The organism is Streptosporangium sp. DT93 (genome assembly GCF_049844535.1).
Lineage (GTDB): Bacteria > Actinomycetota > Actinomycetes > Streptosporangiales > Streptosporangiaceae > Streptosporangium.
In genome coordinates this window covers 439,781-457,562 of sequence record NZ_JBNCLF010000005.1, presented here as the reverse complement: position 1 = coordinate 457,562, position 17,782 = coordinate 439,781, and the positions used below count along the sequence as shown (strand labels likewise).

The following is a 17,782-nucleotide window of genomic DNA, read 5'->3' as shown; positions in this document are numbered from 1 at the left end:
CCGCCTAGGATCCACCCATGATCGCCGATCTGCAGTGTGTGGTGCTGGACTGCTCCGGTCCGATGGAACTCGCCGAGTTCTACCGATCGATACTCGGCGGGACCCTCAATCAGCCGGATCGGCGATGGTCCCTCAACGAGGACTGGGCGACGTTGCACGCACCGTCCGGCCTGGTCCTCGCCTTTCAGCGGGTGGCGGACCACAGGCCCCCGCTGTGGCCCGACCCGGCCCGGCCCCAGCAGTTCCACCTGGACTTCGGTGTCACCGATCTGGACGAGGCCCAGGAGCAGGTGCTCGCCCGGGGGGCGACGGTGTTGGACGACGGTTCCGAAGGACGGAACTGGCGGACCTACGCCGATCCGGCCGGGCATCCATTCTGCTTGATCCGGCGCTGAGACAGATCGCCAAGCCATATTCGCCTATCCCGTTTCGAGAAAACTTTCGAATATACAGGAGGGCAATTTTGCGAAAACTTCAGAGACTTTCTCTAGCCTAGGCAGGGACCGTCGCCCGGCGGTGGCGGCCTGCGCCGATCGCAGGCGTGAGGTGGGTGTGGCATGGAGCCGGAAGACGCGAGGGCCTTTCCGGCGAAGGCAAGCATTCGACTGGACCTTTACCGCTATGCGACCGCCGACAAGCACGCTCACGAGTACGTGACGCTGATGCGGCTCTTCACCGGCACGCTGCTCACGGACCTGTCAGCCGTGGAGGCCGCCGCACTGCTGGAGGATGCCGGGATCACGCTGTCGGCGGACGACGTGGAAGACCGATGCCGGCAGCTCGAGTCATGGGGAAATCTGGTCCGGTCGGTGCGCGACGCCCGGGTGGCGACCGTCTCGGAGTGGCTGCGCTCCCGATCCCGATATCAGGTCTCGAAACTCGGCGGCAAGGTGCACCGGCAGGTCGAGGAGCTGCTCACCGCGACCGACGGCGCGCGAGAGGTCGCGCGTGAGCTGCTCGGTGGCACGGCCGAGCTTCTCGGCCACATCCTGGGGTGGCTTTCGGGCGAACGGCGCCTGAACGTCGAGACACTGGCCGCCGATGTGACCACCGTCTTCAACAACCAGCGGTTCTTCACCGAAAGCGTGCGGGATTTCTACGCCTACCTCCATCAGGTCATGTCCCGGTACGACCTGACGGGAGCCGAGTACGCGGCGTTCAAGACCCTGCTCCTCGAATACGTCGACCTCATATCGGCGGACGTCGCCCGGCACGCGCCCGCGGTCGCCGACCGGCTGGACGGAATACTCGCCGATCTCGACCGGCTTCTCGCGACGCTCGCCACACTTCCCGGACTGACCGGCCCCGACGGCAGCCCTGCTGAGCGTTCACCTGGCCGGACGGCCGCCGAATGGGTGGAGCTGGCCGCGTGGTACGGCAGGGGCGGGCGCTCTGGGCCCGCTCAGCTGCGAGCGGCGGCGGAGCAGGCACTCGGTCAGCTCCTCGCGAACGCGAAGCGCATGCTGGCCGCCGCGGGCACCGGGGTGTCCAGGCGCGCCGATCTCCTCCGTCTCGCGACCTGGTTCGCCGAGGCCGACACCGAGGAGGCGCACCGCATCTTCGCGGCGGCGTTCGGCGCCTATCCCTCCCGGCACCTGCTCATGGGCCCTGACGAGGTCGGCGGCCGGGCCACGGCGAGCACCTCGTGGTGGGACGCCGACCCGGTCGATGTGCCGGTATCGCTGCGGGAACGCGGTGACCGCGCGGCACGGGGGCGCACGGCACGCGTTCCCGACCCGGGTCTCGACCGTGAGCGACTGCTGGCGGAAGCGGAAGAGGAGGTCGCCCGCAAGGCCGGGGCGGCGGCCGAGCTCATCGCCGTGGGAGACCTGAGCGAGGCCAGGATCACCCGTGCGGCCTGCGAGCTTTTGCTGGACAGGCTCTCCGATCTGATGGCCGTCACACCGGACCTGACCGGTCCGGTCACGTCCGTGGACACAGACCTGAACCTCGCACTGGTCGTCGTGCCCCGCCCAGGAGGCATGACCCGCGTGTACTCCGACGACGGCCGGCTCACCGTTCACGATCTGGGCCTGAGCGTCGCCTCGCTCGGCGACGCCCCCCTGGCCGATGACGAGCAGACGGGAACCGAGGGATGACGATCGCGACCCACGACGCCGACGAGCGGCGCGTCGCCGCCCGTGCCCTTCTCGCCGACCCCGTGCTCACCGCACACCGGCACCCCGGACAGCTCGCCCTCGTCCGCAAGCACGCCGGCGCGCTCAAAGCGGCCTTCGCCAGATCGCTGGGCTATGCCCTGGTCGTCGAGACCGGTTTCGCCCGGCTGGTCAAGGCGCCCTTGTCGCCCGACGCTCCTGTCCGTCCCGCCCGCCGCCCCTCCGGCGGCGAGTTCACGCCACGGACCTACGCCTATCTCGCCCTGGTCTGTGCCGGCCTGCTGGCGCCGGACGCAGGGGAACAGGTCCTGGTGTCGCAGCTCGTGGAGCAGATCCGGGCGGACGCGGCCACCACGGGCATCACGATCGACGACACGCTCGCCGAACGACGTGACCTCGTGGCCGCGATCGACTTCCTGCTCGCCTGGGGTGTGCTGTCGGAGACGGACGGAAGCGTGGCGGCATGGGGTGAACGCCGCGAGGAGGCGTTGCTGACCGTCAACCGGAGCCTGCTGCCGCACCTGGTCGCGCGTCCCCTGTACCCGCTCGCGCGCCCCGAGCTCCTGTGGGCCGACGATCCGGGCGTGCCCGACCAGCCCCGTCGTTCCCTCCGCCGCAAGCTGGTGGAGAACCCGGTGGTGCATCGCGGGGATCTCAGCGAGGCCGAGCGCGACGTGCTGAGCAGGGAGCGCACCGAGCTCACCCGCGTTCTGGACGAGAGTTTCGGCCTGGGGCTCGAAGTCCGGGCGGAGGGCGCCCTCGCGTACGACGCGGACGAACGGCTCACCGATGTCGCCTTTCCCGGCACCGGGACCGTGCGGCAGGCCGCGTTGCTTCTCCTCGACGCACTCATCGAGGTCCTCGAACCGAAGGCCGGCGAGCAGGTGATCCTCGACGGCCGGGCCCTCACAGGCGTGCTCGCGCCGTGGCCGGTCGTCGACGGCAGCCTGGGCGATCTCGCGCTCCGCCATGCCAAGGCGTGGCGGAACGACATCGTGAACGATCCCATTCGCTTCCGGGACGAGGTCGTTCACCTGCTGGCGTCCGTGGGCCTGGCCACCGTGGGGACCGAGGGAATGGTCGTTCATCCGGCCGCCGCCCGTTACCGGCCCGGCGTACGAGACGTGTCGGCCACGACACGCGCCAGGAGACGGCTCGGCGCCGATCCGCGGGAGACGCAGGACCCGCTGTTCACGGACGAGAGCGGAGAGACGGCATGACCACCATGGATCGTACGAGTCCGATCTCCGTGATCGACGGGTCCGCGGGCCTCGAACGGACCCCGCCACAGCACCATCCGTATCGGTGGCGCCTGCACCGGGCAGGCATGATCAATGTCTGGCACTACTACGAGACCGAGTTCGCCTTCTCCGGCGGGCGTCTGGTGCTGCGAGGCACCAACGGTTCGGGGAAGTCCAGGGCCCTGGAGATGCTCCTGCCCTTCCTCCTCGACGGTGACCGCCGCAGGATGGACGCGACCGGATCGGGCCGCGTACGCCTCGAGGACCTGATGCGCGCCGGTGGGCAGGAGCAGCCCAACCGGCTCGGCTACCTCTGGCTGGAGCTCATCCGCCACGGAGACGACGGAGAGACCTCGGACGGGACGGCAGAGCCGGAGTACGTCACACTGGGAGCTCTGGTCCGGTTCGCGAGATCCACCGGCGAGGCGAAAGCGTGGTACTTCACCACACCGCGCCGGGTCGGGCACGATCTGATCCTGCTCGGCGACGACCGTACCCCGCTGTCGCGTGAGGGGCTGGCCGAGGCGATAGGCGCGGATCGCATCGCCGACTCGTCGGACGTCCACCGTGAACGCGTCCGCGGCACGGTCTTCGGGCTGACGGGCGATTCCGGCAAGGAGCGTTTCGCCGGTCTGCTCCAGTTGCTGCGGACACTCCGGGCCCCGGATGTCGGCAACCGGATCGACGAGGGCAGGCTGCCGCAGATCCTGACCGACGCGTTGCCGCCGCCCAGCGAGACCGCGCTGTCGCGAGCGGGCGAGCAACTCGACGGTCTCTCCGAGACGCGCGCCGCTCAGCAGAGGCTGGAGACGGCGTACCGGGTGGTGTCCGGATTCCTCGACGTCTATCGGCGGTACGCCGTGGGTGTCCTGAGCGAGACCGCCGAGGCCGCCCGGGCGGCCGCCACCGCCGTCCGGAAGGGCGAGCGACGTGCCGAAAAGCTGCACGGCGACCATGTGCTGCTGGCCGAGCAGCATATGCAGGCCGAGGCGAGGACGGCGGAGCTGGCGACCGACGAGGAGGAGTTGCGCAGGAGCGCCGAGGGCATCCGCGCCTCGAAGGCGTACGGCGCCGTCCGTGATCTCGACGAGCGGGAGCGCAGGGTGCAGGCCCTCGGGGACACCGCCGAGGTGGCGATCGGGGCGGCGAGCGCCGCCCGGGACGACGAGGCGGGCAAGGTGGCGGGAGCCGACGAGCGCGCCCGCGAGGCCGTCGAGACGGCCGGTGTCGCCATGGAGGCCATCGCGGAGACACAGGATCTGCTGCTGTTCGCCGGCGTGCGCGCCACCGTGCCGGGCGTCGCCTGCGCCGTGGCCGACGGCGAACCGGGCGCCACGGAAACGGTCAGGCTCGGCCTGCACACCGAACCCGAGCCGGTCACCCGTCCGGCCCCGGTGCGCCTGGAGACGACCCCCTCGGAGCTGGGCGAGGCCGTCGACCAGGTGAACAAGGTCTCCCGCACGGCGGCACAACGTGGCGCGCACGCGGGCACGCGTCTGGAGCAGGCGCGCCGCCTCGACGAGCAGGCACGTGAGGTGGAATCGGCCGACAAGAAGGCCTCCGAGGCCGAACAGCGGCTGGCCGACGCCACAACGGAGGCCGAGGAGCAGGAAAGGGCCAGGGACGCCGCCGCACTCGCTCTCGCACGCGCCTGGTCGGCGTGGACGACCGGTGAGCCGACCCGGACGTTGCTGAACGGCGTCGATTGGGCCGCGACCGCTCTGCGACCGGTGCTCGACGACGCCGGCGCGCTCGTCGGGGACGACGCGATGGACCTGGTCTCCGCGCTCGACCACGTGACGAGGCCGGCGGCCGACGCGGCTCACGACCGGCTCTCCCGCGCCCTCGCCGTGCTCGACTCCGAGGACCGGTCGGACGGGGAACGACGGCAGGCGCTGGAGGACGAGCGGAGAGGGCTGCTCGCCGCACGCGATCCTGACCCGCCCCCGCCGCACTGGACGCGTCCGGTGTCCGGCGACGAGGTGCCGCTGTGGCGTGCCGTCGACTTCGCCACCCGGCTGGACGAGGGGCAACGCGCGGGCCTTGAGGGCGCCCTGCTCGCCTCGGGACTTCTGACGGCCACGATCACGGACGACGGTCTCGCGGCCCCGGACGGCCGTCTTCTGCTGCGCGCCACCGGCCCGGTGGCCGCGAATCCGCTGAGCGACGCGCTGGTCGTCGAGCCCGCGTCCGCGCTCCCGGCGGAACTGGTGCGCGACGTGCTCGACCGCGTCGCGCTGGGCGATCGGGGCCATCCCACCTGGGTGGACACCGAGGGTGCCTGGGGCAACGGCCCCCTCACCGGTCGCCACCGGACGGCGACGGCCCGGCATATCGGCGCGGCGGCCCGAGCCGCCGCCCGGGCCGTCCGGCTCGCCGAGATCGACGTCTCCCTCGCCGCCCTGGCCGATGCCGCCGAGAGCCGGGCCCTCCGGCGGCGGGCGCTGCACGACGAACGCGACGCGCTCGGCGCTCACCTGCGCACCGCGCCGACGAGCGAGCCGGTCCGGTCGGCCCACACGCTGACCGTCGCCGCGCGGCAGCGGGTGAAGAGAATCGAGCCGATGTGCCACGAAGCGCGCCGGGTCGCCGCCGACCTCCGCCGGGAGTGGAGTGGCGCCCTCACCGCGCACCGGGCGGCATGCGCCGAATTCGGCCTGCCGGCCACCACGGACGACCTCTCCGCGGCGCAGGACGGACTCCGGGACGCCGTACGCCTGTGCGGGACGGCCGCGCAGCGACTGGCGGAACTGCGCCACCGTGTCGGCCTGCACGCGAACGCCGTGGCCGGAGCGCGGGCATCCCGGCGAACGCGGCACGAGGCCGAAGTGACCGCAGCCGAGAAGTGGGGCACGTGGCACGGGGAGGCCGCGGAGCTGGCCGCGATCAGGGAGAACGTGGGCGCCACGGCCGAGCAGGCACGAGCCGATCTGTACTCCGCCGAGGCCGGGCTGGCGGCGTGCCGCCGCGAACTGGAATCCACCCGCAGGCACGTCGCCGAGCTCGCCGTGCAGAAGGGCAAGGCCGAAGCCGAGGCGCGGCTGGCCCGGGAGGAGGCCCAGCGGGAGCGTGCCCGGCTCACCGAGACCGCGGAGAGGCTTCTCGCCCGGCTGGCGCTTCCCGGAGTGGCGGCGGCCGCGACCGGGCGACCTCATCTCCACGTCCCGTTGACGCCCATCGATCCTCCCAATGTCGAGGCGGCCGTCGGGGCCGTGACGGCCGCGTTGGACAGGCGCGGCCAGGTCGCCGACGAGAACGCGCTGATCCGTGCCCAGCAGACGGCGGAACGCGAACTCGCCGGCGGCTTCGACGTCATCCCCACGGTGCGGGACGGCGTCCGGCTGACGGCGATCGCCGACGCGACCGGGCAGCGCTCCCTCGCGGAGGCCGCGGCCGACCTCCACCTCCAGTGTGAAGCGGGACGGTCGGCGCTGAGCGACCGCGAACGACGCGTCTTCACCGAGTTCATCCTCGGCGGCGTCGCCGAGGAACTGCGGCAGCGGCTCAAGCAGGCCAAGGAGCTGGTCGAGGCCATGAACGTGAGCCTGGCCGGCATCAGCACCAGCCACGGCATCGGGGTCAGGCTGCGCTGGAACCTCTCCGACGCCGCGGGCCCCACCGTCGCCAGGATCCGCGCGCTCGTCGCCACGGCCGGGGCCGTACGCTCCCCCGAGCAGGAGAACGAGCTGACCGAGCTGCTCAACGCCCGCGTCGGCGAGGAGTTCGCCACGGACCCGACCGCGGGGTACGCGGTCCACCTGAAGGCGGCGCTGGACTACCGGTCGTGGCACGAGATGGAGGTCGTCATCACCGGTCCCGAGCAGGGACGGGAGCGGAAGATCAGCCGCCGGGCCAAGCTGAGCCAGGGGGAGATCCGGTTCGTGTCGTACGTGACGTTGTTCGCCGCGGCCGACGCCTACCTGTCCGGCCTGCCGGACACGGAGCGCGCACTCCGGCTCATCCTGCTCGACGACGCCTTCGCCAAGGTCGACGACCGTACGATCGGGGAGCTGATGGGTCTGCTCGTCCGGCTCGATCTGGACTTCGCGATGACCGGCCACGCACTGTGGGGCTTCTACCCGCAGGTTCCCCTGCTGGACTGCTACGAGATCCGGCGCGGGGAGGGCACCGCCGCGGTGACCACCCACATCCACTGGGACGGCCACAATCGTCATCTGCGGCCCGCCCGGTGAACCCGCCCGCCGAGCCCCGGCTGCCGGAACGCACCCGGCGCTACCTCGCCGACGCCTGCCTCGCTCCCCTGTGGACGGCCGTACGCGGCAAGCTGGAGCGCGGCAGGCTCGCCGTGGCGGGAACGGTCACCGTGACGCTTGACGAGAACGGCGCCGACCGGTTGTCCGGCCTGCTCGGCAGGCCCGTCGCCGCGGGCCGGACCCGCGTCCCCCTCACCGCGCTCGACGAGGCGCTCCGGTCCTCGGCGGCGGCCGCGGGCCTGGTCACGGTCGTCGCGCAGCTCACCGGGGACGGTCTTGTGGATCGAGCGGCGGTCAAAGAGAGGGCGCACGCCTCATGGGCCGACGTATGGGCGCGACTGGACGCCGCCCTGGCGTCCGCCGGAGCCGTGCGGGCACCGTGGGCCCCGGCGTTCGTCGAAGGCATACGCCGCTCGGGACTGCTGACCCGGGCCGGTGTCGACACCGCCGCCGTGGCGGTCGCCCGGTTCGCGGCCGTGCTCGCCGAACTCTCGGCGTCGGGTGACTTCGGCGGCCCCGTCGCGCGAGATCCCGGCTGGGAGATCGCGGAGCTGGCCGGTCGCTGTCTCGGCGACGCGCACGGCCTCGACGACGGCAGGCTCCCCGGCTCGCTCGTGTTGCGCGCGGCGGCCGCCGCGTTCGGCGTCGCCGTACCGGAGACGGCCGAGGAACGGCGTGACCTGTGGGCGCGGCTGGGGGTGGCGACCGACCTGGTGTCGGGCACCGTGCTCGTCTGGTCCCTGCGGCCACCGGGGAGCGATCCCTGGTCGGCGATGATGCGGGACCGCGCCGACATGGGACTGGTCACGCACCTGACCCTGCACGAGCTCCGCGGCGCGGCGGCGGACGCACGGCTCGCCGTCCCCGGCACGCGGGTGTTCGCGTGCGAGAACCCGCAGGTCCTGCAGGCGGCGGCGCGGGCACGCGTGACCGTCCCCATGGTCTGCCCGGCGGGCAATCCGTCCCTCGCGGGATGGGTGGCGTTGCGGCGGCTCGTGGACGCGGGTGCGGCCGTTCGCTATCACGGTGACTTCGACTGGCCCGGGGTCGCGATCGCGGCCCGCATGTTCGCGGCCGGTCTGACACCGTGGCGGATGGGCGCCGGCGACTACCGGGACGCCGTGGCCGCCCTCCCAGCGGACGCGAGGCTCGCCCTGACCGGCTCGCCGATCCCGACCCCGTGGGATCCGGCCCTTGAGGACACGATGCGCCGCCGGAACTCCGCCGTCCATGAGGAGATGCTGCTGACGGCCCTGCTCACCGATCTGCGCGCGTACGAGGCGGCTCCATCGGCCCTCCCGTCGTGAGCGACGGTTCCGGCGCGGGGGTGACATCACGGCCGGTCACCGTACGGCTCGTGATCGCCCGGCGGGCACGACGGGTCGCACGACACGTCCACCCAGACATCGGTGACGGGTGCGGTGATCTGCTCGACGACCTCGGCCGGGATCGCGTCGTCCACGAGATCGGCCCAGATCACGCGTACGGCGGCGGCCAGCGTGACGATGCAGGCACCGCAGCGTACGCAGACGCGCACGTCGTCCGGCATGCCCAGGACGGACAGCGAGCCGCTCACCGGGACCCCGGTTCCACGCAGACGAACCAGACGGTCTTGCCCTGCGGTGCGGACTCGACGCCCCAGCGGTCGGCGTAGGCCGCGACGATCGCCGGCCCGCGACCGCGCTCCGAGCCTGGGGCTGCGGCAACTCGGTGACGACTGCGGTCGCTGCCGCCGAATGCTGATCCGCTACGAGCAGGACCGGCGTGGCAGGACGGGTCTCCGCTATGAGTCTGCGGTCTGTGGGACATGAAAGCGGATTCACACGGTCGACAAAAAGGACGGAAACATCGTCACCGTTTCCGCCTGCCTTCACGGCAGGCGAGTCCGGGAAGACACGGCCGCCACAGAGACAAGCAGCCATAAGAGACTCCCCGAGGCCGGCGAGTCATTGAATGAGCATGTCAGCCCGCCCTGTCGATCAAGAATCGCTCCTTCCTGTTTGGCCGCCACGTCTCATCTTGTCGTCGGCCTCGAGGAACTTTCCGACCTCTTGCCACCTTCGATCCTCTGTCTGAAAGACAGGAAGGTTGGATGGCGCATCGGCAACGATGGAGAGATGTGGCCGACGTTACCCCTCCTTCCGTGCGATCGAGAGAGCGATGATTCCATCTTCCCGCAACCGTCGGCCACTCGAACCGGCCTGACCCTCAAGGCCGATACAGAGTCGAAGACTAGGCAGGTGATTACGGCACCATATTTCGGACACAGATATCTACAACCGAAATTCGAGATGTCCAGCCATAGGACTGGCCGTCACCGCCGCAAGAGTGTATAGAGGCATGAGTGCCAACCCCAGGGCCTTCGATGACCGCTGAACCAGGTAAAACTCCAAGATCTTTCATCTTCGAAAGAGGGAAGGGCGACGGGATGCGCTGTGCCGATTGCCCAGCACAAGCGACAGACGAAAGCGCCTGCGCCGATTGTCTGCAGGTAGCACGGAACGGCCAGGGCGCTTCAGGCCTCCTGACGGAACAGCCCATGGCGGATGGCCTTGTTCCGCCTGTTCCCGTTGTGGACGTGGCCAAGGCGGACGACCAGGTGACACGCTATTTGTGCTGCGCAGCACAGACCGACCCCCTTTTTGTTAAACAACTCTTCGCACATATCATCCGGCAACCACGCCGTAGCATCGCCATGTCTCCTGGACTCGATGTCATGGCCGTTCTCAAGCACGCCTGCGAAGCGCGGCGGCGATGGGCTTTGCGCGATATCGTGTTGACGACCGTCAATCTTCCCGCAATGGTCACGATCCTCGGCTGCATTGCGGTAGCCGCATCCACGTTGTCCACAGAACCACTCGTTCTTCTACCGTGGGCCCTGGGCATCATGATCGCAACATCTTCGCTTGTTACCTTCCTCTCCGAACTGGCCTACAACCGTGTGATGACGGGAGCGCTCAGCCGAGATGGGTTCTCAGAGAATTCCGCACCGGAACCCCGGAACCCTCTCCTGCGTAAACGCCTCGACGAGATCTCCGAGCTGGCCGCAGGAAACGTGACGATATACCAAGGATTCAAGCCTTTTCGCGGATACGGAAAAGCCATAGGAGGCTGGTCGTTCGCAATCGACATAAAGAAGCCCGCAAGTCATGGTGGAGATCCCAAACCGTTTGAAGTTCACGATATACGGGATTACGTGAAGAGCCAGGTGGAGTCGCTTGAATGGCTTGGCCTGACCGTGGAGGACAGAGTTTTCGTCAGCGGTCGCGATGCGTGGAAGGATCACATTTTCATTGACCACAATGGTCGCCCCCGCCCGAAAGTTGACGAAGAGAAATTCCAGGATGTTCTGTCGAAGCCCGACATGAGGGCCCGTCCTTATATAGTCGCACGTCTGCTCGGATGGGACGGTGAGCTGGCGCTCACAATTTTTCTCCGATTCGTCATGGTCAAACAGAACCTTTTCATCGAAGCCAGTCATTCGATTCTCACCCCACTTCGCACCCCGTTTCACAAGTACGATACGACATCACAGGTGTCGACATTCAGAGAATACGCCTGGCTAGTCCTGCGAAGTATAAGAATCGTCACCGGCCTACTCTCGGGCTTCACTCACGTTGCAGAGTTCAGGGATGATCGCAGGGCGCTCGCGAAATTAAACGGGAATATCTCCGACCGCAATTTCGATCACGGAGCTTTCTACAGCATTCGAGAGTGGGCCAGTGATTCACGCTATCAGCGCTATTTCCAGAAGCTGGACAGCGAGATGTACACCAAGGTCGTCGAGCAGCGAATTTTCGACTCTTTGGTCAAGTTCCTGGACGATCATGGCATCGACACAGGAGAGCTCATACAGAGGCAGACCACAATCCTCAATAACGGCGTGCTGGTGACCGGCAACAGTTCGATCACCGCAGAGAGCATCGCCGCAGGAAACGGAGCACAGGCGACGACGTACACCCAGGGGCAAAGCACAGCGAAAAACAATGGCGGGTCAGCGAAAAAATGAGGCGGGCATGAATCATAACCATGGCATTCAAATCAGCGGAGGACAGGTTAACGCGAACAGTATGGCAGCCGGCCCAAATGCCAGAGCGACAACCTATGGCTACGAACCCACGCCAGAGCAGGGCTCTCGACGAGGATCGACGAACCCCGGCGTGAATGAGCGAGCCGTCTTCGTTGTTCACGGTCGGGACTCACAGGCAAGGAAGAGCATTTTTGACTTATTACGCAGGATGGGCCTCCACCCTCTTGAGTGGGAGTCGATTGTACGAGATACAGGATCCGGCAGCCCCTATCTGGGGGATGTTGTTCGCCACGCTTTCACCATGGTGCAGGCTGTGGTGGTGCTGTTGACTCCGGACGACATCGTCCGCCTTCATCCTTCACTTCATGAGAATCAATTCGATCGCGAAATGCAGTGTCAAGCCCGGCCGAACGTTTTGTTCGAGGCAGGAATGGCTTTTGGGATCAGCCCTGAACGAACCGTGCTCGTGCAGTTGGGCCAGTTACGACCCTTTTCTGACACAGGAGGACGCAACTACATCGCGTTCGACGGCTCTATCGAGAGTGTACTGAAACTCCGACAGCGACTTGAGACAACCGGTTGCGTGATGAACGACACTGGAGTCGACTTCGCAGACAACGAACATTTTCGCGATCTCAGTGCGTACACCCGCCGCCCCATCGATGGAGACGGCTCCCAGCGATGATGTACAGCATGCGACTTCTCCTGCGCACCTCCCGAGGGCGCACTCTCCTGGCCTCACAGTTTCTTATCGCTTTCGGCTTGATCTCCGCCATAGTTCAGTTCGCCGGCCAGGTCTTCGGCCTACGGTTCGCTTATCCTGGACTGATGACAGGTGTCTCGTTGGCCATCTGCATTATCTGGGCTTTTGTGCGATCTTATCCGCGCAGTCGGGCAATGCGTGAGTTCACTCATCCGGACCTGACCATCGTCATTCGAATAGGGGACATATTCAATGAGGAGGCAGATCTCGTGGTGGGATTCAGCGACACCTTCGACACTGATACCACGGATAACTACATAATCAATGAGTCCAGCTTACAGGGGCAATTACTACGCCAAACCTACGGAGAGGATCGTTGCCGTCTCGACAGGGAACTGGACAAGGCTCTTTCGGGTGTTGAGCCACTTGAGACGGAGACCAGAGCCACCAAACTCAAAGGCAAACTAAGACGTTACCCCATAGGAACCATCGCCGTAATCGGCTCACCGCAGCAGAAGATTTACTGTGTCGCCTACAGTAGATTGAACAACGAATTGACAGCGCAATCATCCATGAACGACCTCTGGGTAAGCTTCGGACAACTCTGGAAGGTGATCGGCCAGAGAGGTCAGCTGAGCAAAGTGGCGATTCCAGTCATGGGGGCCGAGCTGGCCAGGGTGCATTCGCTCGATCGCGAAAACCTGCTGAAGGTGATCATCTTGTCATTCATTGCTCACTCACGCACCCAGCCGATATGCCGTAAACTTACTGTTGTTATTCGACCCGAAGATGCAGAAAAGGTAGACCTGTTGGAGATGCAGGCTTTTCTTGCGGCTTTGTAGCAGAGAAGACGGCCACAGTCATGCGGCCGGCCGGATCTCCGCCGTCATCGACGTCGCGCTGGTCGCGGTCGTCGCGTCGGCCTACGTGCTGTGCCGCGGCTGGCTGGCCTGGCGTCCCGCGACCGTCGACTCCGCCCGATGACGGGAACGAGAATGCCCGCGCACCGGATCCCGCGACGCGGCAGGCCGCGGGTCCCGTCGCGCCGCCCGGACCGTCGTCGTCCCGGCCCGGGCGGCGCCGTTCCTGGTCGCCGGCCGCCGGGGCTCACGCCGATCCGCCGACCGGCCTTCGACCGCCCGGTACGGTCAGCCGATGGCGACCACCCGCGCCCATTCGGGCGGGGTGTCCGGCACGTAGCCGGGATCCTCCTCGTCCCACGATCCGGACGAGCTCTCGCGCGGGAACAGTCCCACCACCGTCCGGCACGGTGGCCGCTCGTGCGGCCAGGGGGTCTGACCGTCGGTCAGGATCACGACGACGTCCGGCCGCGGCCTCGCCCGCAGCGCCGCGGCGAAGCCCGTACGCAGGTCCGTCCCGCCGCCGCCCACCAGCGAGATTCCCTCGGCGCGGCACAGCGGGTCCACGACCTGGGCCGCCGCGTCGCACGACAGCACCCCGACCAGGTCGCGCCGGCCGCCCACGGCCCGGACGATCGCGGCGACCTCCAGGAGCGCGCTGCCCAGTTCGGCGTCGCTGACCGATCCCGAGGTGTCGATGACCACGCAGACCCGGGGCGGTCTGCGCCGCAGGCTCGGCAGGACGACGCCGGGCAGGCCGGCGGACCGCCGCGACGGCCGGCCGTAGACGTAGTCCTCCCCCGCGCCCGGCCCCGAGACCGCCGAGCGGAGCGCCGCGCCGAGCAGGTCCCGCCACGGCTGCGGCGGGTGGAACGCCTCCTCCGCCCACCGCCGCCACCCCTTCGGGGCGTTCCCGGGGCGGGCGGTGATGCCTTCCGCCACCCGGAACCGGACCGCGTCCCGTTCCTGCGGGCCGAGCCCGTTCGCGCCGTCCGGCCCGAGCTCCCACTCCCGCTCCAGCCCGTCGGCGCCGCTGCCGCAGTCCAGCCAGACCAGGCCCTGGGTGTACGGCCCGAGCCGGAACCGGCGCAGGTAGTCCTCCATGAGCTTCCCCTCGGGCAACCCGAGGCTTCCCGGTTCGACGGCATCTTCGGGCCGGACCAGGCCGTTCCCGTACACGTCGTCGTTGATCTCGAGGTCCGCGGCGATGTTCATCCGCAGCCGCTCCCCCGGCCCGGTCAGTCCCCGCTCCGCCGCGACCCGGTCGCTGCGCCCGTGATGGTCGCGCAGCAGGTGGGAGACCTCGTGCACCCACACCCCCGCCAGCTCCTCCACCGGGGTCCGGGCGACGAACACCGGCGAGACGTAGCACCGCCAGTGCCGGTCCACGGCCATCGTCGGCACGAGCCGCGACTCGACCGTGTGCAGCGCGAACAGCGCCGTCGCCAGGTAGGGCCGGGCCCGCGCCGCGAGCAGCCGGGCGGCGAAGAGCTTCTCCAGATCCAGGGTTCCCCCCGCGCCGGGCGTCATCGGCCCGGCCCCGCGACGGCCGCGGCCCGCGCCGCGGCCCTGTCCGCGCGCCCGCCCAGCGACACCACCCCGGCAAGCCTCTCGATCGACGCCGGGACGTCCCAGTCCTCGCGGCGCAGCGCGGCGAGCGTGCTCGCGGGTACGACCACCAGGTCCGGGGCCCCGGTCTCCAGGGCTCGGACCAGCACCGCCCACGCCGCGTCCCAGCGTGCCTTCTCCGGCCGCTTCCGCACGGCCTCCACGACGCCGTCGAGCACGGCCTGACGCAGGTCGCCCCGCTCCGGAAGGCCGGCCGCCGCAGGATCGGCCAGCAGCGTCTCGGGGTCGGGGAGATCCATCCGGTCCAGGCCGGCCAGCAGTTCCAGCCCCGGGCCGTCCCCCACCGCGCCCCGGACCAGCATGGACAGCACCTCCCGGGACGTGTTCGCCGCGGTGGCGAAGGCGGTCAGGCGCAGCGCCATCTCCCAGCTGCGGGGCGAGGGCCATGCGCCGCCCCGGCGGACCTCGTTGCCCGGCAACCGGTGCACGAGGGCGGGGCGGGCGGCCAGCAGCCCGCACACCGCGCGGCGGGCGAACGTCACGGCCTCCGGCAACCGAGCGGGGTCGAGCCGTGGCAGCGACGCCCGCGGCCAGGTCCCGCCGAGGCCGCGTACCACGACGTCGTGGTCGTGTACCCACTGCAGGTGGACGAACCGGTTGGCCAGGGGCGCGCTCAGCTCCCAGCCGTCGGCCGCGGAGGAGCGCGGGTTGGCGGCCGCCACGATCCGGACCCCGGGCGGGAGCCGCAGGGCGCCGACCCGCCGCTCCAGCACGAGGCGGAGCAGGGCGGCCTGGACGGCCGGCGGCGCCGTGGACAGCTCGTCCAGGAAGAGCAGCCCACGGCCCGTCCCGGCCAGGCGTACGGCCCAGTCCGGCGGGGCCATCGGGACGCCCTGGACCGCGGGGTCGTCACCGACCACGGGCAGGCCGGAGAAGTCCGACGGTTCGTGCACGCTGGCGATCACCGTGGTCAGCGGCAGGTCGAGGGTCGCGGCGAGCTGCTCCAGGGCCGCGGTCTTGCCGATCCCCGGCTCTCCCCACAGCAGCACCGGCAGGTCGGCCGCCACGGCCAGGGTCAGCGCCTCCAGCTGCGTGTCGGCGCGCGGCTCCGTGTCCGTGTCGCGGAGCAGGGCGAGCAGATCGGCGGCGACGTCCAGCCTGGAGGCATGGGCCGGGCCGGAGGACGCGGCGGCCGCGGACGGGGGCACGGTGGTCACGGGCGGGGTGGTCACGGGCGGGGTGGTCACGGGCGGGGTGGTCACGGGCACGGTCGTCGCCGACGGGGTGGAAGTGAGCGGGGTAGGAGCGGGCGGGGTGGGAGCGGGCGGGGATGCGGGCAGGAGGGCGGTGGACGGAGACGCGGGCAGGACGGATGCGGGCATTGGATCACCTTCGAGGTCTGGTCGAGCAGGATGACGTCATGACAGGAACGCGATGAGACGACACGAGGAGGGCGGAACCCGCGGATCATGGGACCCGCGGATCGACAGGGCTCGCGGATCGGTGGAACTCGCGGATCGACAGGGCTCGCGGATCGGCGGAACCCGCGGATCAGCGGAACATCGTGTGACGCGGACGTGCGCGGCTGCCGCTGGGACGGCGGTCGGGCCGGGGGGCCGGCCCCTGCCCGGCCTCGGCCAGCCCGGCCCGGAACAGCCCGTACGCGATCCGCCGCAGTGCCGCCGTCTCCAGCTCGTCCCGCAGGGTGCCCGCAGGCAGCGGTGCGCCGGAATCGAGGAGATCCTCGACGACGGTCAGGGCGCCGGTGGCGTCGCCGTGGTCCAGGCGTGCGCGGACGTCGGCGAGGGACTCCGGGTCACGGTGCTCCTCGTCGATCACCCGCAGGCAGGGCAGCGGGGTGCCGGTCAGCGCGGCCAGCAGCTTCTCGCGACGGATCTCCGCCGGATCGTGGTCCAGCGCGACGAGCACGCCGTCCACGAGACCGATCCGGTGCCGGGCGCCCCGGCACTCGACCAGGCGCCGGCCGGCCGTGCCGCCGGGGAGCCGCGAGGCACCGCCCGGTGGACGGCCCGGCACGAGCGCCGACGCGACGAGCGGGTGCAGCCGGTCAGCCTCGATCAGCCCGGCGCGAAGCAGCGCCAGGTCGGGGAGCACCCATGTCGCCGCGTCGGGCAGCACCGGCAGCGCGCGTCCGCCGCCCCTCGCGGGGGCCGCCGTGATCCGTGACGCCGGGAGTCCGCGGGTGTCCCCGTCGGCTTCCGGCTCCAGCACCAGCCGGCGCCGTCCCCCGAGCCGCACGGCGACGGCACCGCCGGTCAGCCCCTCCTCCCGCAGGAGTGTCCGCGCCTCGGCCGCCCACCGGTCCACGGCGCAGCCGCGCTCCAGCGGTACGCCGAGGCCGGCAGGAGGGCGGCCGTCGGCGGGCGGCCGGTCCGCCCCTGAGCGGACCCGCAGCTCACCGACCCTGCGGGCGTCCCACAGGTGGCGGTGCAGGTCGAGGCGGAAGCACCGGTGAGGGCGGGGGTGCGGGTGCGCGCCGGCCCCGGACCGGGACCCGTCCCACAGGGCCAGGCTGATCCGCTGACCGGCGTCCGCCCAGGCCGGTGGGGTCCGGGCCACGAGGTGCACCGTGCCGCCGCCCCCGTGCGACGCCGGACGGTACCGGGCCAGGGAGACGGTCAGGCCCGGTCGCAGCAGGCCGTCGGGGGCGATCCTCGGCATGTGCCAGCGCAGCAGGTCGGGAGCCAGACGGCGCAGATCGTCCCGGACGCGGGAGGCGAGTTCTCCGCCGTGGGCGCGAGCGGCGGAGCGCAGGTCGAGATCGACGTCGACGTGTGCCGCGGCACACGCTCCCGCCCAGTCACCGCTGAGGCGGCGGGCGGTCGCGGACTCGATCATGGGGGGCGGCACGGCGAACTCGCGCACGTGCAGCCAGAGGGAAAGGCGGGAATCCTCGTTCACGGTCAAGGAGCGCATCAGCACTCACCTTGCTGGAACGGGGCCCCCAATCTGCTGAAGTAGATGTTCATCGCGATCAGCGTACAACTTCCCGAGCCGGATCCGCCACGTACGAAAAACCGGGCCTCA

The 17,782-nt window shown here is 69.6% G+C and carries 13 protein-coding genes; 9 read left to right on the top strand and 4 right to left on the bottom strand.

Going from position 1 to position 17,782, the window contains the following annotated elements:
- Nucleotides 1-17: 17 nt before the first annotated feature.
- The 5 genes from ACLQ2R_RS14625 (at nucleotide 18) to ACLQ2R_RS14605 (ending at nucleotide 8,879) form a co-directional block, all read left to right on the top strand.
- The gene (locus ACLQ2R_RS14625) at nucleotides 18-395 is read left to right on the top strand and encodes a VOC family protein (RefSeq protein ID WP_425960022.1); all 378 of its coding nucleotides are present in this window, start codon (nucleotides 18-20) and stop codon (nucleotides 393-395) included.
- A 162-nt stretch (nucleotides 396-557) separates the two neighbouring features.
- Entirely contained in the window at nucleotides 558-2,099 is a 1,542-nt protein-coding gene (locus ACLQ2R_RS14620; RefSeq protein WP_425960021.1) for a DUF2397 domain-containing protein, read from the top strand.
- The gene (locus ACLQ2R_RS14615; RefSeq protein WP_425960020.1) at nucleotides 2,096-3,337 is read left to right on the top strand and encodes a TIGR02678 family protein; all 1,242 of its coding nucleotides are present in this window, start codon (nucleotides 2,096-2,098) and stop codon (nucleotides 3,335-3,337) included. The genes ACLQ2R_RS14620 and ACLQ2R_RS14615 overlap by 4 nt, the downstream gene beginning before the upstream one ends.
- Nucleotides 3,334-7,551, top strand: coding sequence for a TIGR02680 family protein (locus ACLQ2R_RS14610; RefSeq protein ID WP_425960019.1), 4,218 nt, complete (start codon nucleotides 3,334-3,336; stop codon nucleotides 7,549-7,551). The genes ACLQ2R_RS14615 and ACLQ2R_RS14610 overlap by 4 nt, the downstream gene beginning before the upstream one ends.
- Nucleotides 7,548-8,879, top strand: coding sequence for a TIGR02679 family protein (locus ACLQ2R_RS14605; RefSeq protein ID WP_425960018.1), 1,332 nt, complete (start codon nucleotides 7,548-7,550; stop codon nucleotides 8,877-8,879). Before ACLQ2R_RS14610 ends, ACLQ2R_RS14605 begins: the two co-directional genes overlap by 4 nt.
- 26 nt (nucleotides 8,880-8,905) lie before the next feature.
- Here ACLQ2R_RS14605 and ACLQ2R_RS14600 read toward each other — a convergent pair whose 3' ends face one another.
- A complete protein-coding gene (locus tag ACLQ2R_RS14600; protein ID WP_425960017.1) occupies nucleotides 8,906-9,148 on the bottom strand; it encodes a hypothetical protein in 243 nt (80 codons plus the stop codon).
- Nucleotides 9,149-9,937: 789 nt separating this feature from the next.
- Here ACLQ2R_RS14600 and ACLQ2R_RS14595 point away from each other — a divergent pair.
- Genes ACLQ2R_RS14595 through ACLQ2R_RS14580 form a run of 4 tightly spaced genes read left to right on the top strand, consistent with a single transcriptional unit; the run spans nucleotide 9,938 to nucleotide 13,289 of the window.
- Entirely contained in the window at nucleotides 9,938-11,581 is a 1,644-nt protein-coding gene (locus tag ACLQ2R_RS14595) for a hypothetical protein (protein ID WP_425960016.1), read from the top strand.
- Between the two features lie 7 nt (nucleotides 11,582-11,588).
- On the top strand, nucleotides 11,589-12,287 hold the full coding sequence (locus ACLQ2R_RS14590) for a TIR domain-containing protein (RefSeq protein ID WP_425960015.1): 699 nt from the start codon (nucleotides 11,589-11,591) through the stop codon (nucleotides 12,285-12,287).
- An 8-nt stretch (nucleotides 12,288-12,295) separates the two neighbouring features.
- The gene (locus tag ACLQ2R_RS14585; RefSeq protein WP_425960014.1) at nucleotides 12,296-13,147 is read left to right on the top strand and encodes a macro domain-containing protein; all 852 of its coding nucleotides are present in this window, start codon (nucleotides 12,296-12,298) and stop codon (nucleotides 13,145-13,147) included.
- The gene (locus ACLQ2R_RS14580; protein ID WP_425960013.1) at nucleotides 13,134-13,289 is read left to right on the top strand and encodes a hypothetical protein; all 156 of its coding nucleotides are present in this window, start codon (nucleotides 13,134-13,136) and stop codon (nucleotides 13,287-13,289) included. The genes ACLQ2R_RS14585 and ACLQ2R_RS14580 overlap by 14 nt, the downstream gene beginning before the upstream one ends.
- A gap of 164 nt (nucleotides 13,290-13,453) precedes the next feature.
- Here ACLQ2R_RS14580 and ACLQ2R_RS14575 read toward each other — a convergent pair whose 3' ends face one another.
- From ACLQ2R_RS14575 to ACLQ2R_RS14565, 3 genes are all read right to left on the bottom strand, one after another.
- Nucleotides 13,454-14,695 carry a DUF2201 family putative metallopeptidase gene (locus tag ACLQ2R_RS14575; protein ID WP_425960012.1) on the bottom strand — a complete coding sequence of 414 codons (1,242 nt, stop codon included), beginning with the start codon at nucleotides 14,693-14,695 and terminating at the stop codon, nucleotides 13,454-13,456.
- On the bottom strand, nucleotides 14,692-16,116 hold the full coding sequence (locus ACLQ2R_RS14570; RefSeq protein ID WP_425960011.1) for an AAA family ATPase: 1,425 nt from the start codon (nucleotides 16,114-16,116) through the stop codon (nucleotides 14,692-14,694). The genes ACLQ2R_RS14575 and ACLQ2R_RS14570 overlap by 4 nt, the downstream gene beginning before the upstream one ends.
- A gap of 169 nt (nucleotides 16,117-16,285) precedes the next feature.
- The gene (locus ACLQ2R_RS14565; RefSeq protein ID WP_425960010.1) at nucleotides 16,286-17,671 is read right to left on the bottom strand and encodes a hypothetical protein; all 1,386 of its coding nucleotides are present in this window, start codon (nucleotides 17,669-17,671) and stop codon (nucleotides 16,286-16,288) included.
- Nucleotides 17,672-17,782 lie beyond the last annotated feature (111 nt).